The sequence below is a fragment of the Mycobacterium sp. E787 genome, from assembly GCF_001668725.1.
Taxonomy (GTDB): Bacteria; Actinomycetota; Actinomycetes; order Mycobacteriales; family Mycobacteriaceae; genus Mycobacterium.
Genome location: NZ_LZKL01000084.1, coordinates 134,549 through 148,667, shown reverse-complemented (window position 1 = coordinate 148,667; position 14,119 = coordinate 134,549). Strand labels below are relative to the sequence as shown.

15 protein-coding genes are annotated in these 14,119 nt (G+C 70.7%); 10 read left to right on the top strand and 5 right to left on the bottom strand.

Translation table 11 applies throughout. From position 1 onward, the window contains the following. The first annotated feature begins 48 nt into the window (after positions 1-48). Together A5705_RS16400 and A5705_RS16395 are read left to right on the top strand one after the other, a co-directional pair. Positions 49-3,057, top strand: coding sequence for an acyl-CoA synthetase (locus A5705_RS16400; RefSeq protein ID WP_156738364.1), 3,009 nt, complete (start codon positions 49-51; stop codon positions 3,055-3,057). 2 nt (positions 3,058-3,059) lie between these two features. Next, complete coding sequence (locus A5705_RS16395; protein WP_068278663.1) at positions 3,060-3,284, top strand: Trm112 family protein; 225 nt, start codon at positions 3,060-3,062, stop codon at positions 3,282-3,284. On the opposite strand, the gene A5705_RS16390 is transcribed toward A5705_RS16395, so the two are convergent. The 4 genes from A5705_RS16390 to A5705_RS16375 form a co-directional block, all read right to left on the bottom strand. Next, the gene (locus tag A5705_RS16390; RefSeq protein ID WP_068278597.1) at positions 3,250-3,873 is read right to left on the bottom strand and encodes a TetR family transcriptional regulator; all 624 of its coding nucleotides are present in this window, start codon (positions 3,871-3,873) and stop codon (positions 3,250-3,252) included. The two genes, A5705_RS16395 and A5705_RS16390, sit on opposite strands and share 35 nt — an antisense overlap. A gap of 1 nt (position 3,874) precedes the next feature. After that, the gene (locus tag A5705_RS16385) at positions 3,875-4,693 is read right to left on the bottom strand and encodes an ABC transporter permease (RefSeq protein WP_197521286.1); all 819 of its coding nucleotides are present in this window, start codon (positions 4,691-4,693) and stop codon (positions 3,875-3,877) included. Beyond that, positions 4,627-5,391 (bottom strand): ABC transporter ATP-binding protein, encoded by a 765-nt coding sequence (locus A5705_RS16380; RefSeq protein ID WP_068278595.1) that lies wholly within the window; start codon positions 5,389-5,391, stop codon positions 4,627-4,629. Before A5705_RS16380 ends, A5705_RS16385 begins: the two co-directional genes overlap by 67 nt. Before the next feature lie 103 nt (positions 5,392-5,494). Next, entirely contained in the window at positions 5,495-6,766 is a 1,272-nt protein-coding gene (locus A5705_RS16375; RefSeq protein ID WP_068278593.1) for an ammonium transporter, read from the bottom strand. Positions 6,767-6,834: 68 nt separating this feature from the next. Here A5705_RS16375 and A5705_RS16370 point away from each other — a divergent pair, with 68 nt between their 5' ends. Continuing rightward, positions 6,835-7,446 (top strand): DNA-3-methyladenine glycosylase, encoded by a 612-nt coding sequence (locus tag A5705_RS16370; protein WP_068278591.1) that lies wholly within the window; start codon positions 6,835-6,837, stop codon positions 7,444-7,446. A gap of 83 nt (positions 7,447-7,529) precedes the next feature. Here A5705_RS16370 and A5705_RS16365 read toward each other — a convergent pair whose 3' ends face one another. Further along, a complete protein-coding gene (locus A5705_RS16365; RefSeq protein ID WP_255381522.1) occupies positions 7,530-8,456 on the bottom strand; it encodes a bile acid:sodium symporter family protein in 927 nt (308 codons plus the stop codon). An 80-nt stretch (positions 8,457-8,536) separates the two neighbouring features. On the opposite strand from A5705_RS16365, the gene tyrS reads away from it, so the two are divergent. The 7 genes from tyrS to A5705_RS16330 all read left to right on the top strand — a co-directional run bounded on the left by tyrS (position 8,537) and on the right by A5705_RS16330 (position 14,119). Next, a complete protein-coding gene (tyrS, locus tag A5705_RS16360; RefSeq protein WP_067878695.1) occupies positions 8,537-9,823 on the top strand; it encodes a tyrosine--tRNA ligase in 1,287 nt (428 codons plus the stop codon). Positions 9,824-9,867: 44 nt separating this feature from the next. Continuing rightward, positions 9,868-10,227: a DUF732 domain-containing protein gene (locus tag A5705_RS16355; protein ID WP_067878699.1), complete on the top strand. Its 360-nt coding sequence runs from the start codon at positions 9,868-9,870 to the stop codon at positions 10,225-10,227. Positions 10,228-10,376: 149 nt separating this feature from the next. After that, entirely contained in the window at positions 10,377-11,165 is a 789-nt protein-coding gene (locus A5705_RS16350; protein WP_156738365.1) for a tetratricopeptide repeat protein, read from the top strand. A 1-nt stretch (position 11,166) separates the two neighbouring features. Continuing rightward, positions 11,167-12,174 (top strand): HAD-IIA family hydrolase, encoded by a 1,008-nt coding sequence (locus A5705_RS16345; RefSeq protein WP_067878702.1) that lies wholly within the window; start codon positions 11,167-11,169, stop codon positions 12,172-12,174. A gap of 12 nt (positions 12,175-12,186) precedes the next feature. After that, on the top strand, positions 12,187-12,372 hold the full coding sequence (locus tag A5705_RS16340; RefSeq protein ID WP_067878704.1) for a hypothetical protein: 186 nt from the start codon (positions 12,187-12,189) through the stop codon (positions 12,370-12,372). Between the two features lie 8 nt (positions 12,373-12,380). Then, the gene (locus tag A5705_RS16335; RefSeq protein WP_067878706.1) at positions 12,381-13,190 is read left to right on the top strand and encodes a TlyA family RNA methyltransferase; all 810 of its coding nucleotides are present in this window, start codon (positions 12,381-12,383) and stop codon (positions 13,188-13,190) included. Continuing rightward, positions 13,187-14,119, top strand: coding sequence for an NAD kinase (locus tag A5705_RS16330; protein WP_067878708.1), 933 nt, complete (start codon positions 13,187-13,189; stop codon positions 14,117-14,119). The genes A5705_RS16335 and A5705_RS16330 overlap by 4 nt, the downstream gene beginning before the upstream one ends.

Genomic DNA, 14,119 nt, shown 5'->3' with positions numbered 1-14,119 from the left:
CGGGGGACGCTCCGGCAAACCGCCTGACCAAAACCGCCGGCCGCGCCGATGTGCCATGATGGCGGAGCTGTCAAGAGTCAGGGAGCAGCGGTGGATCTCAATTTTTCGGTGGTCACGCGGCCGGTCGGGCGTCTGGTGGCCACGGCACAAAACGGACTCGAGGTCTTGCGCCTGGGGGGGTTGGAAACCGGAAGCGTCCCGTCGCCGTCCCAGATCGTCGAGAGCGTCCCGATGTACAAGCTGCGCCGGTATTTCCCACCGGACAGCCGGCCCGGGCATGCGCCGGTGGGGGCGCCCGTGCTGATGGTGCACCCGATGATGATGTCGGCCGACATGTGGGACGTCACCCGCGAAGACGGGGCGGTGGGGATCCTGCACGCCGCCGGGCTCGATCCGTGGGTCATCGACTTCGGCTCGCCCGACAAGGTGGAAGGCGGCATGCGCCGCAACCTGGCCGACCACATCGTCGCGCTCAGCCAGGCGATCGACACGGTCAGGGACGTAGCGGGCAGCGACGTGCATTTGGTCGGCTATTCGCAGGGCGGAATGTTCTGCTACCAGGCCGCTGCGTACCGGCGTTCGAAGAACATCGCCAGCATCGTCGCGTTCGGCTCGCCGGTGGACACCCTGGCCGCGTTGCCGATGGGCATTCCGCCGAACTTCGCCGCGCCCGCGGCAAACTTCATGGCCGATCACGTCTTCAGCCGACTCGACATCCCGGGCTGGTTGGCGCGCGCCGGTTTTCAGATGCTCGATCCGCTCAAGACGGCCAAGGCCCGGGTCGACTTCGTGCGCCAGCTGCACGACCGCGAGGCGCTGCTGCCGCGCGAACAACAGCGCAGGTTCCTCGAGCGCGAGGGCTGGATCGCGTGGTCGGGCCCGGCGATCTCGGAACTGCTCAAGCAGTTCATCGCGCACAACCGCATGATGACCGGCGGCTTCGCCATCAACGGTCAGATGGTCACGCTCACCGACATCACCTGCCCGGTGCTGGCCTTCGTCGGCGAGGTGGACGACATCGGGCAGCCGGCCTCGGTGCGCGGGATCCGGCGGGCGGCGCCCGACGCCGAGGTCTACGAATGCCTGGTCCGCACAGGACATTTCGGTCTCGTCGTGGGATCCAAGGCGGCGCGGGAGAGCTGGCCCACCGTCGCGGCGTGGGTGCAGTGGCTGTCCACCGGCGGGGACAAGCCCACCGGCATCGACCTGATGGCCGACCAGCCGATCGACCACACCGACAGCGGCGTCGCGCTGAGCTCCCGGATCGCGCACGGCCTCGGGGAGGTCTCCGAGGCGGCGATGGGCGCGGTGCGCGGCACGGCGAACGCCGTCGTAGCCGCGAACAAGTCGATGCGCACCCTGGCCGTGGAGACGGTCCGGACGCTGCCGCGACTGGTCCGGCTGGGACAGATCAACGACCACACCCGCATCTCGCTGGGCCGCATCATCGAGGAGCAGGCGCACGACGCCCCGCAGGGCGAGTTCCTGTTGTTCGACGGCCGCGTGCATACCTATGAGGCCGTCAACCGCCGGGTGAACAACGTCGTCCGCGGGCTGATCGAGGTCGGGGTGCGGCAGGGCGACCGCGTCGGTGTGCTGATGGAGACGCGGCCCAGCGCGCTGGTCGCCATCGCGGCGCTGTCCCGGCTCGGTGCCGTCGCCGTGGTGATGCGCCCCGACGCCGACCTGGTCGCCTCGGTCCGCCTCGGGGGCGTGACCGAGATCCTGACCGACCCCACCAACCTCGACGCGGCGCGCGACCTGCCCGGGCAGATCCTGGTGCTCGGCGGCGGCGAGTCGCGAGACCTGCACCTGCCCCACGACTCCGACGTCATCGACATGGAGAAAATCGACCCCGACGCCGTCGAGCTGCCCGCCTGGTACCGGCCCAACCCCGGGTTGGCCCGCGACCTGGCGTTCATCGCGTTCAACGCGGCCGGCGGCGAGCTGGTCGCCAAGCAGATCACCAACTACCGGTGGGCGGTGTCGGCCTTCGGGACGGCCTCGACCGCCGCCCTGGACCGCCGCGACACCGTGTACTGCCTGACGCCGCTGCACCACGAGTCGGCGCTGCTGGTCAGCCTGGGCGGCGCGGTCGTCGGCGGCACCCGCATCGCGCTGTCGCGCGGCCTGCAGCCCGACCGGTTCGTGCAGGAGGTGCGGCAGTACGGCGTGACGGTGGTGTCCTACACCTGGGCCATGCTGCGCGACGTCGTCGACGATCCCGCGTTCGTGCTGCACGGCAACCACCCGGTTCGCCTGTTCATCGGTTCGGGCATGCCGACCGGGCTGTGGGCGCGCGTCGTCGACGCCTTCGCCCCGGCCCGCGTCGTGGAGTTCTTCGCCACCACCGACGGGCAGGCCGTGCTGGCCAACGTGTCCGGCGCCAAGATCGGCAGCAAGGGCCGGCCGTTGCCGGGCGCCGGCCGCATCGAACTCGGCGCCTACGACGCCGAGCACGACCTGATCCTGGAGGACGACCGCGGCTTCGTCCAGGTCGCCGCACCCAACCAGGTCGGGGTGCTGCTCGCGCAGTCCAACGGGCCGATCGACCCGAGTGCCTCGGTCAAACGCGGGGTGTTCGCCGCGGGCGACACCTGGATCGCAACCGAGTACCTGTTCCGCCGCGACGACGACGGCGACTACTGGCTGATGGGCCGGCGCGGCTCGGTGGTCCACACCGCGCGCGGGCTGGTCTATGCCGAGGCGGTCACCGACGCGTTGGGCTGCATCAACGGGGTCGACCTCGCGGTGACCTACAACGTGCCGGTGGGGGACCAGCAGGCGGCGGTGTCGGCGGTGACCCTGCTGCCGGGCGCCACCATCACGGCGGCCGACCTCACCGAGGCCGTCGCGAAGATTCCCGTCGGGCTGGGGCCCGACATCGTGCACGTGTGCCCGGAAATGACATTGAGCGCGACGTACCGGCCCACCGTCAGCGCCCTGCGCGCGGCCGGGATCCCCAAGCCGGGACGTCAGGCGTGGTACTTCGACGCCGCCGCCAACGAGTTCCGCCGGCTGACACCCGGAGCGCGGTCCGAACTGAGCGGCGCGTAGTGATGGTCGACGACGCCCTGCTCGCCATCCTGGTCTGCCCGGCCGACCGGGGCCCGCTGCTTCTGATAGACCCGGGCGATGGTGAGTTGCTCTACAACCCGAGGCTGCGGCGCACCTACCGCATCGAGGACGGCATCCCGGTGCTGCTGATCGACGAGGCCCGAGACGTCGACGACGACGAGCACGCCCGGCTCATGGCACGAGCCCGTCCGGCAGCTTCCCGGTGAGGTAGCGCTGCAGGTTGGGCGCGATGGTTCGCGCGATCTGTTCGGCCGGCAACGACGCGAACGGCTCGAGTTGAAATATGTAGCGCGCCATCACCACTCCCACCAGCTGGGACGCGACGAACTGGATGCGGATGACGCCGCTGCCCGGCGGATCGTCGACGCGCGAACCCACTTCAACCGCGATGATGTCCTGGATGAACGTGCGGAACAGGTTGACCTCCGCGCCGGCCAGGACCGACCGCAGCACCGCGATGAAGCCGGTGCCCAGCTCGGAATCCCACAGCGGCAACAACATCGACGGCAGCCGGTAGCCGATCTCCTCGATCGGGACCTCGCGCAGCGGGCCGATGATGTCCATCGGGTCGATCGGGATGTGGACGGCCGCGGCGAACAGCTTTTCCTTGGTGCCGAAGTAGTGGTGCACGAGTGCCGAGTCGACGCCTGCCGCCGCGGCGACCGCGCGGATCGACGTGTTGCGAATCCCCTTGCTGGCGAACAGCTCCCGGGCACTGCTCAGGATCCGCTCCCGCGTGTCGGACGCTCCGGCCGGTCGTCCGGGCCGCCGCCGCCCGGTGGTGGTATCCGTCATGCTAGGGCGTCCGCCGCCGCAGGGTCGCCGCGGCCAGGCACAGCGCCGCGATCGCGAAGCCCAGCACGACGACGATGTCGCGCACCGCGATGGAGGTCAGCTCGGAGTGCGCACCCACCTGCTGCAAGGCCTCCAGCGCGTAGCTGGCGGGCATCACGTTGCTGACCCACTGCAGCCAGTGCGCCATCAGCGCGCGGGGCACGATGATGCCGGCCAGCAGGAACTGCGGGACCATCACCAGCGGGATGAACTGCACCGCCTGAAACTCGGTGCGCGCGAACGCGCTACAGAGCAGGCCCAGCCCGACGCCCAGGATGGCGTTGACGATCGCGATCACGAACACCCACACCGGGCTGCCGGCCGTGTCGAAGCCGAGGAACCAGAACGAGACGATGCAGGCCAGAATCGCTTGCACCGCAGCGGCTATCGAGAACGCGGTGCCGTAGGCGATCAGCATGTCGAGCCGGCGCAGGGGAGTGGTCAGGATGCGCTCCAGCGTCCCGGAGGCCCGTTCGCGCTGCATGGTGATCGACGTGATGATGAACATCACGAACAGCGGGAACAGGCCCAGCAGGATCAGGCAGGCGTTGTTGAAAGGCGACGGCGTGCCCGGGCGGTGCGGCGCGTTCTCGAACATGAAGTACATCAGCGTGATGACCAGGATCGGGACGAACAGGATCAGCGCGACGCTGCGGTGATCGGCGGCCAGCTGGCGCAGAATCCGCGTGGTGGTCGCGGCGTACGCCTTGAGCCCTAACCCGCCTTTTGCTTCGTGCCGCGCTTGATGATGGACAGAAACGCGTCCTCCAGTGACGTGCATCCGGTGTCCTCTCGTAGTCGGGCCGGGGTGGTGTGGGCCACCAGGTGGCCCTCGCGCATGAGCAGCAGGTCGTCGCAGTGGTCGGCCTCGTCCATCACGTGGCTGGAGACCAGCAGGGTGGTGCCCGCGCGGGCCAGCTCGGCGAACTGCTCCCAGAGGTCGACGCGCAGCACCGGGTCCAGGCCCACGGTCGGCTCGTCGAGCACCAGCAGCTCGGGCTGGCACACCAGCGCGCATGCCAGCGACACCCGCGTGCGCTGCCCGCCGGAAAGGTTGCCGCAGAAGGCTGTCCGGTGATCGGTGAGGCCGACCCGGTCGATGGCGGCGTCGGCGGCGCGGTTGTCGAAGCCGTACAGCGAGGCGAAGTAGCGGACGTTGTCCACGATGCGCAGGTCGTTGTAGATCGTCGGGTCCTGCGGCATGTATCCGACGCGGCGGCGCAGCGCCGGGCTCCCGGCGGGTCGCCCCAGCACCGTGACGTCGCCCGACTTCAGGATCTGGGTGCCCACGATGCTGCGCATCAGCGTGGTCTTGCCGCAGCCGGACGGGCCGAGCAGGCCGGTGATCGTGCCCTGCGCGATCTGCACCGAAAAGTCATGCAGCGCAATGTGTTTGCCTCGGACGACGCGCAAATGCTCGACGCTGACGGCGACGCGGTGGCCCTGCGCAAGTAATTCATCACTTGATGAACTCATCATGCGATGAATAATCGTCCCCCCGATCGGGCTTGTCAAGGGGTGCCGAAAGTGCAATGACCGTCGGGCACACTCGCGGAATGCGTCGGCAGACGCACTCTCGCGGTTACGCGGAGGGCAATCCCGGCCGGCGCTGCGGAAGATGCCCGTACACACCTTCGGCGTAGGCGGTTTCGGCGTGCTGGGTGAGGTCGACGCCGGTGGTCTCGTCCTCGGCGCTGACCCGGAAGCCCATGGTCGTGTCGATCAGCTTCGCAAGAATGAACGACACGACAAACGCGTACAGCGCCACCACGACGATCGCGAGCGCCTGCTTGCCCAGCTGGCCGAACCCGCCCCCGTAGAACAGGCCCCGCGGGCCCGACGTCATGACCGCGGTGGCCAGCAGCCCGATCAACGACACGCCGACCACGCCGCCCACGAAGTGCACGCCGACCACGTCGAGCGAATCGTCGTAGTTGAAGCGGAATTTCGCGCCGACCGCGAAGGAGCACACGACACCGGCGGCAAGCCCCACGACCGCGGCACCGAGCGTGTCGACCGTCCCGCACGACGGCGTGATGGCGACGAGACCGGCGACCACACCGGACGCCGCGCCGAACGTCGTGGGCCGGCCGTCGCGGACCCGTTCGACCGCGAGCCAGCCGAGCATGCCGAGGCAGCCTGCGACGAGGGTGTTGAGGAAGATGGCCGCGGCGGTTCCGCTGGCGGCCAAAGCCGAACCGGCGTTGAACCCGAACCATCCGAACCACAACAGCCCCACCCCGAGCAGGACGAACGGCAGGTTGTGCGGACGCATGGCGTCCTTCTTGAAGCCGATCCGCGGCCCGAGCACCAGCGCCAGGGCCAACGCCGAGGAACCGGAGACGATTTCGACGACGAGGCCGCCCGCGTAGTCCAGCACGCCCAGCTTGGCCAGCCAGCCGCCCGGCCCCCACACCCAGTGCGCGACAACCGAATACACGACAATCGCCCACACCGCGACGAACGTCATCCAGGCCGCGAACTTGGCGCGGTCGGCGATCGCGCCGCTGACCAGTGCGGCCGTGACGATCGCGAACGCGAGTTGGAACGTCGCGTACAGCAGTTCGGGGACCGTGCCGTGGACGGTGTCGGGGCCGATGCCGAGCATCCCGACGTGTCTGAGGTTGCCGACGAGCCCGCCCGCTCCGTCGTCGGAGAACGCGATCGTGTAGCCGACCAGCAACCACGCGACCGTGACCAGCGGGATGGAGATGAAACTCATCATGATCATGTTGAGCACCCCGGTGGTGCGCACCATGCCGCCGTAGAAGATGGCCAGGCCGGGGGTCATCAACAGCACGAGTGCGGTGCTGGCCAGCAGCCACGCCGTGGCGGCGGGGTCGATCGCATGCATATTTTGGGCTCCTTTGCCACGCGGCAACCGGGATACTGCCATGTCCGCGGTGCCGGTAGGTTCGTTGGGTGGTTGCGGACCGGCTGGTGGTGGACCCGGTCGCGGCCGCCCATCGGCTGCTCGGCGCCACCCTCACCGGACGAGGCGTGCGCGCGATCGTCGTCGAGGTCGAGGCCTACGGCGGGGTGCCCGACGGCCCCTGGCCCGACGCCGCGGCCCACTCGTTCCGCGGCCTGTCCGGGCGCAATGCGGTGATGTTCGGGCCGCCAGGGCGGCTCTACACCTACCGCAGCCACGGGATCCACGTCTGCGCCAACGTCTCGTGCGGCCCCGACGGCACCGCCGCCGCCGTGCTGCTGCGGGCCGCGGCCGTCGAGGACGGCACCGACGTCGCGCGGGCCCGCCGCGGCGAGCTCGTCCGCACCGCGGCGCTGGCGCGCGGCCCCGGCAACCTGTGCTCGGCGCTGGGAATCACCATGGAGGACAACGGAATCGACCTCTTCGACGCCGCCAGCCCGGTCACCGTGGAACTACACGACCCGCTGAGCGCCGTGTCGGGGCCGCGCGTCGGGGTCAGCCAGGCCGCCGACCGGCCGTGGCGACTGTGGCTGGGCGGCCGGCCGGAGGTGTCGGCCTACCGGCGCAGCCCGCGCGCGCCCGCGCCGGGCCACAGTGACTAACCCGCCGAGAGTGGGTGATATGCACGAAAATTCCATCAAATCCGTACATGACTCCCACCCTCGGTGGGCAGGGGCGAGAGCGACTAGACGGCGGCTGGAGCGACGGCGCGGAAAGCGGGGTCGACGCGGCGCGCGAGGAGGATGAACGTCACGGCCAGCAGGGGCGCGACGGCACTGTATACCGCGGCCGGCGTGGCCATTACGGCGCTGTTGAGCAGCTGCGGGCTCAACGCGATGCCCATCGCCACCACGGCGTTGTGCATGCCGACCTCCAGGCTGACCGCGACCGCCTGCCGCGGGGCCAGCCGCATCAGGCGCGGCGCCAGGTAGCCGACCGTCAGGCTCACCGCGCAGAAGGCTACGACGGCCCCGCTCAGCAGGCCGATGTTGTGCCACAGCGTCGTTCGTCCCCCCGCGATGGCCGCGACGATGGCGAGCACGAGCAGCGTGATCGCGGCGATCCGGACCGGTTTCTGCAGTCGCCGGGCCAGCTCGGGGAAGCGGTGGCGGATGGCGACGCCGATCGCGATGGGAAGCAGCACCAGCCCGATCACCGCGAGGAACTTGTCCAGTGGCAGCGGCAGGAACCGCCCATGGCCGAGGAACCAGGTCATCGCGACCGCCAGGATCGCGGGCAGGGCGATGATCGACAGCACGGCGTTGATTGCGGTCAGCGTGAGGTTGAGCGCCAGGTCACCGTTGAACAGGTGGCTGAGCAGGTTCGACATCGTCCCGCCGGGGGTCGCCGCCATCAGCATGAGCCCGACGGCCAGGTGCGGTTCGAGATGAAAGGCCTCGGCGATCAGCAGGCACACAACCGGCAGCAGCAGAGACTGGCAGGCCAGCGCGACGACCAGCGGTTTGCGCAGCGTGGCGGCCCGCTTGAAGTCGTCGACCGTGAGCGTGAGCCCGAGGGCGAGCATGATGATCGCGACGACCAGCGGCCAGTATCGGTTGTCCATGACGCTCCGCGGTGTTGGTGCGCTGACGGGGAAAGGCGATAGCGCCACGATGCGCCACGTAGTTAGCTTGCCTTAGGGAGCGCCGCGGGGGCGAATCGTGCGCGCGAGAACGACTAAAGTCGTGCGCGATGTCTTCCGGGATCCTCGACGAGCTGCGCTGGCGCGAACTGATCGCGCAGTCCACCGACCTCGACGCGCTCGCCGCCGAAGCGCGGCGCGGGCCGATGACGGTCTACGCCGGCTTCGACCCCACCGCCGCCAGCCTGCACGCCGGCCACCTGGTCCCGCTGCTGACGCTGCGCCGGTTCCAGCGCGCCGGGCACCGTCCCATCGTGCTGGCCGGCGGGGCCACCGGCATGATCGGCGACCCGCGTGACGTCGGCGAGCGCACCCTCAACGAGGCGAACACCGTCGCGGAATGGACCGAGCGCATCCGCGGGCAGCTGGAGCGCTTCGTCGACTTCTCGGATTCTGGCGAGTCGCCGACGGCTGCCGTCGTCGTCGACAACCTGGACTGGACGGGCCCGCTGTCGGCCATCGAGTTCCTGCGCGACATCGGCAAGCACTTCTCGGTCAACGTGATGCTGGACCGCGACACCGTGCGGCGGCGCCTGGAGGGCGAGGGAATCTCCTACACCGAGTTCAGCTACATGCTGTTGCAGGCCAACGACTACGTGGAGCTGCACCGCCGCTACGGCTGCGTCCTGCAGATCGGCGGCTCCGACCAGTGGGGCAACATCATCGCCGGGGTCCGGCTGGTGCGCCAGACGCTCGGCGCTGCGGTGCATGCGCTGACCGTCCCGCTGGTGACCGCCGCCGACGGCACCAAGTTCGGCAAGTCCACCGGGGGCGGCAGCCTATGGCTGGACCCGCAGATGACTAGCCCGTACGCCTGGTACCAGTACTTCGTCAACACCGCCGACGCCGACGTGATCCGGTATCTGCGGTGGTTCACCTTCCTGTCGGCCGACGAGCTGGCCGAGCTGGAGCAGGCCACCGCCGAGCGTCCGCAGCAACGCGCCGCGCAGCGCCGCCTGGCCCACGAGCTGACCGTGCTGGTGCACGGCGAGGCGGCCGCCGAGGCGGTCGAGCACGCCAGCCGGGCGCTCTTCGGGCAGGGTGAACTCGACCGGCTGGATGAGCCGACGCTGGCCGCGGCGCTGCGCGAGGCGTCGGTGGCCGAGCTCAAACCCGGCGGCCCCGACGGGATCGTCGACCTGTTGGTGGCCAGCGGCCTGTCGGCCAGCAGGGGCGCCGCGCGGCGCACCATCGGCGAGGGCGGCGTGTCGGTGAACAACGTGCGCATCGACAGCGAGGATTGGTCGCCGCAGCCGTCGGACTTCCTGCACGGCAGGTGGCTGGTGCTGCGGCGGGGCAAACGCAACATCGCCGGGATCGAGCGGGTGGACGGCTGAACCTTTATCGCGTCGTGTCCCGGACGTGACCGCCGGCGACCACTGTGGTCACGGTGACTAGCGCGACACGGGTGCTGCGGGTCGTCGGAGTGGGCGCGGGCGTGGCGGGTTTGACCGCGCTGCTGGCCGCCCCCGTGCACGCCGACCTGCGGGGCAACGCGTTCCTGCGGGCGCTCACCAACGCCGGCGTTCCGGTGTCGCAACCGGACACCGCGATGGCGTTGGGCCAGTCGGTCTGCCCGATGCTGGTGCAGCCCGGCGGGTCGTTCGACTCGGTGATCGCCGCCGTCGCCGACGGCCACGGCATGTCCCCGGAGGTGGCGGGGGTGTTCACCATCGTCGCGATCGCGACCTACTGCCCGGCGGTGCTGGCGCCACTGCTGACAGACCGCGGCCCGGCCTAGGCGGACTCGCTCCGCAGAGTGTGAACTCACGGCGTTCGGTGTGTACTCAGGGCTGAATCCAAGCCGGTTTTCTCGCCCTGGAAGCGCACTCAAAGCCGTCACCGCACACTCAACGGCCGAGCCGCAGCCGCGTCCGTATCCTTTGCAGGGTGGTCGACGACAGGCAGGGGCGCGACGGTAGGCGGCGACCTCGCTCGGCATCCGGATCCTGGTCGGGCCCGGGCCGCGCCCGCCCGGTGCAGCCCCGCGGCGCCGGCCAGGACGGTCAAGACGACCACGGGGCGCCCCCCATTCCGCCCGGCATCGAGGCCCGGCAGCTGGCGCCCGACGTCCGGCGCGAACTGAGCACCCTGGACCGCGCCACCGCCGACGCGGTGGCGCGCCACCTGGTCGCCGCCGGAGAGCTGATCGACGAGGACCCGGAGGCCGCGCTGAGCCATGCCCGCGCGGCGCGGGCCCGCTCCAGCAGGATCGCCGCGGTCCGCGAGGCCGTCGGGATCGCCGCCTACCACTGCGGCGACTGGGCCCAGGCGCTGGCCGAGTTGCGCGCCGCCCGCCGGATGGGCAGCAAGTCGCCGTTGCTCGCGCTCATCGCCGATTGCGAACGCGGACTTGGCCGTCCGGAGCGGGCGATCGAACTGGCGCGCGGCGAGGAGGCCGCCCAGCTCTCCGGCGACGACGCCGACGAGTTGCGCATCGTCGCCGCCGGCGCGCGCGCGGACCTCGGCCAACTCGAGCAGGCGCTGACCCTGTTATCCACGCCGCAGCTCGACCCGGGCCGCACCGGTTCGACGGCGGCGCGGTTGTTCTACGCCTACGCCGACACGCTGCTGGCGCTCGGCCGCACCGACGAAGCGCTGCACTGGTTTTTGCGGTCGGCGGCCGCCGACGTCGAGGGCGTCACCGACGCCGAAGAGCGGGTCAGCGAGCTAGCCTGAGATGAAAAGCCTTGCCCAGCAATATGATTGCCTGCTCGTCGACCTCGACGGGACGGTCTTCCGCGGCGCCCAGCCCACCCGGGGCGCGGTGCAGTCGCTCGACGACGTGGACAGCCGCAAGCTCTATGTGACCAACAACGCCTCGCGCAGCGCCGACGAGGTTGCGCTGCACCTGCGCGACCTCGGCTTCACCGCCGCGGCGGATGACGTCGTCACCAGCGCCCAAAGCGCGGCCAGGCTGCTGGCCGATCAGCTTCCCGCGGACTCCCGCGTGCTGATCGTGGGCACCGACGCGCTGGCCAACGAAATCGCCGCCGTCGGGCTGCGCCCGGTGCGCCGCTACGACGACGAGCCGGTCGCCGTCGTGCAAGGCCTGTCCACGACCATCGGCTGGCCGGACCTCGCCGAGGCCGCACTGGCCATCCGGGCCGGCGCGCTGTGGGTCGCGGCCAACGTCGACCCCACCCTGCCCACCGAGCGCGGGCTGCTGCCCGGCAACGGATCGTTCGTCGCGGCGCTCCGGGCGGCCACCGGCGCCGAACCGCGGGTCGCCGGCAAGCCGGCGCCGCGCCTGCTGCAGGACGCGGTCGCCCGCGGCGATTTCCGCACGCCCCTGGTCGTCGGCGACCGGCTGGACACCGACATCGAGGGCGCCAACGCCGCCCGGTTGCCCAGCCTGATGGTGCTCACCGGCGTCAGCACCGCGCGCGACGCCGTCTACGCCGACCCCGTCCGCCGCCCCACCTACATCGGCCATGACCTGCGCTCGCTGCACGCCGACGGCGACCTGCTCGCGGTGCGGCCCCAGCCGGGCTGGCGCATCGACGTCGACGACAAGGCGGTGACGGTCAGCGCCAACGGCGCCGACGACGGCGACGGGCTGTCGGTCGTCCGCGCCGTCGCCAGCGCGCTGTGGGGCGTGCAGGGCCCCGGGCCGTTGCGCATCGAGGCCGCCGACGAGCGGGCGCGCGAGGCGCTGCAGCGCTGGTCTTTGGTGCGCGGCGACTAACGTAGGTACGCGATGACTATCGATCCCGATCAGCTTCGCGCTGAAATCGACGCCCTGGTTACCCAGCTGTCCGAGGTGGGGGATCCGGAAAACCCCGACCGCGAGCCGACTCTTGACGAGCTCGAGGAGATCGCGCGCCGCCTGTCCGAGGCGCACGACGTGCTGCTCGCCGCGCTGGAGTCGGCGGAGAAGGGCTGAGTCCGGCGGTGGCACGGCGCGCCCGCGTCGACGCCGAGCTCGTCCGCCGCGGGCTCGCGAGATCCCGCCAGCAGGCCGCGGAGTTGATCGGCGCCGGCAAGGTGAGCATCGACGGCCTGCCGGCCCGCAAACCGGGCACCGCCGTGGAGGTCACCGCCGCCCTGACCGTCCTCGACGACGGCGAGCGCGGCTGGGTGTCGCGCGGGGCGCACAAGCTCATCGGCGCCCTCGACGCTTTCGGCATCGGGGTCGCGGGCCGCCGCTGCCTGGACGCCGGCGCGTCGACGGGTGGGTTCACCGAGGTGCTGCTGGACCGGGGCGCGGCCGAAGTGGTGGCCGCCGACGTGGGCTACGGCCAGCTGGCGTGGTCGCTGCGCTGCGACCCGCGGGTGACCGTCGTCGAGCGGACCAACGTCCGCGACCTGACGCCCGAGGCGATCGGCGGGCCGGTCGAGCTGGTGGTGGCCGACCTGTCGTTCATCTCGGTGGCGAGCGTGTTGCCCGCGCTGATTGGATGCGCTTGGCCGGGCGCGGATATCGTTCCCATGGTGAAGCCGCAGTTTGAGGTGGGGAAGGGGCGCGTCGGCGCCGGCGGGGTCGTCCGCGACCCGGGCCTGCGCGCCGACGCGGTGCTGGCCGTCGCGCGACGCGCCGGCGAGCTGGGTTGGCGGACCGTCGACGTCACCGCCAGCCCGTTGCCGGGCCCGTCGGGCAATGTCGAATACTTCTTGTGGTTGCGCGCCGAGACCGATCGGGGGCTGTCGGCTGATGGGCTGGTGGACGCGGTGACGCGGGCCGTGGCAGAGGGCCCGCAATGACGCCCGAAAAGACCGACCACCGAACCGTGCTGCTGGTGGTCCACACCGGCCGCGACGAGGCGACCGAGACCGCCCGTCGCGTGCAAAAAGTGCTGGGCGACAACGGCATTGGGCTTCGACTTCTGTCCGCCGAGGCGGTCGACCGGGGCTCGCTGCACCTCGCCCCCGACGACATGCGGGCCATGGGCGTCGAAATCGAGGTGGTCGACGCCGAACCGTCGGCCGCCGAGGGCTGCGAACTGGTGCTGGTGCTGGGCGGCGACGGGACGTTCCTGCGGGCCGCCGAACTGGCGCGCAATGCCGGCATTCCGGTGCTGGGCGTCAACCTGGGCCGCATCGGGTTCCTGGCCGAGGCCGAGGCGGAGGCCATCGACCAGGTGCTGGATCACGTGGTGGCCCGCGACTACCGGGTGGAGAATCGCCTGACGCTGGACGTCGCGGTGCTGATCAACGGTCGCGTCGAACACGGGTGGGCGCTCAACGAGGTCAGCCTGGAAAAGGGCCCCCGGCTGGGTGTGCTCGGCGTGGTCGTCGAGGTCGACGGGCGCCCGGTGTCCGCGTTCGGCTGCGACGGCGTGCTGGTGTCGACGCCGACCGGCTCGACGGCCTACGCGTTCTCGGCCGGCGGCCCGGTGCTGTGGCCCGACCTCGAGGCGATCCTGGTGGTACCCAACAACGCTCACGCGCTGTTCGGCCGTCCCATGGTCACCAGCCCCGAGGCCACGATCGCGATCGAGACCGAGGCGGGCGGTCACGACGCCCTGGTCTTCTGCGACGGCCGCCGCGAGATGGTGATCCCGGCGGGCAGCCGGATCGAGGTGACCCGCTGCGACACCCCGGTCAAATGGGCGCGGCTGGACAGCGCTCCGTTCACCGACCGCTTGGTCCGCAAGTTCCGGTTGCCGGTGACCGGTTGGCGCGGAAAGTAA

Coding starts and splice junctions, on each gene's coding strand:
- A5705_RS16400 (WP_156738364.1), top strand. CDS start 49: ATGTGCCATGATGGCGGAGCTGTCAAGAGTCAGGGAGCAGCGGTGGAT.
- A5705_RS16395 (WP_068278663.1), top strand. CDS start 3,060: ATGGTCGACGACGCCCTGCTCGCCATCCTGGTCTGCCCGGCCGACCGG.
- A5705_RS16390 (WP_068278597.1), bottom strand. CDS start 3,873: ATGACGGATACCACCACCGGGCGGCGGCGGCCCGGACGACCGGCCGGA.
- A5705_RS16385 (WP_197521286.1), bottom strand. CDS start 4,693: ATGCACGTCACTGGAGGACGCGTTTCTGTCCATCATCAAGCGCGGCAC.
- A5705_RS16380 (WP_068278595.1), bottom strand. CDS start 5,391: ATGATGAGTTCATCAAGTGATGAATTACTTGCGCAGGGCCACCGCGTC.
- A5705_RS16375 (WP_068278593.1), bottom strand. CDS start 6,766: ATGCATGCGATCGACCCCGCCGCCACGGCGTGGCTGCTGGCCAGCACC.
- tyrS (WP_067878695.1), top strand. CDS start 8,537: ATGTCTTCCGGGATCCTCGACGAGCTGCGCTGGCGCGAACTGATCGCG.
- A5705_RS16345 (WP_067878702.1), top strand. CDS start 11,167: ATGAAAAGCCTTGCCCAGCAATATGATTGCCTGCTCGTCGACCTCGAC.
- A5705_RS16340 (WP_067878704.1), top strand. CDS start 12,187: ATGACTATCGATCCCGATCAGCTTCGCGCTGAAATCGACGCCCTGGTT.
- A5705_RS16330 (WP_067878708.1), top strand. CDS start 13,187: ATGACGCCCGAAAAGACCGACCACCGAACCGTGCTGCTGGTGGTCCAC.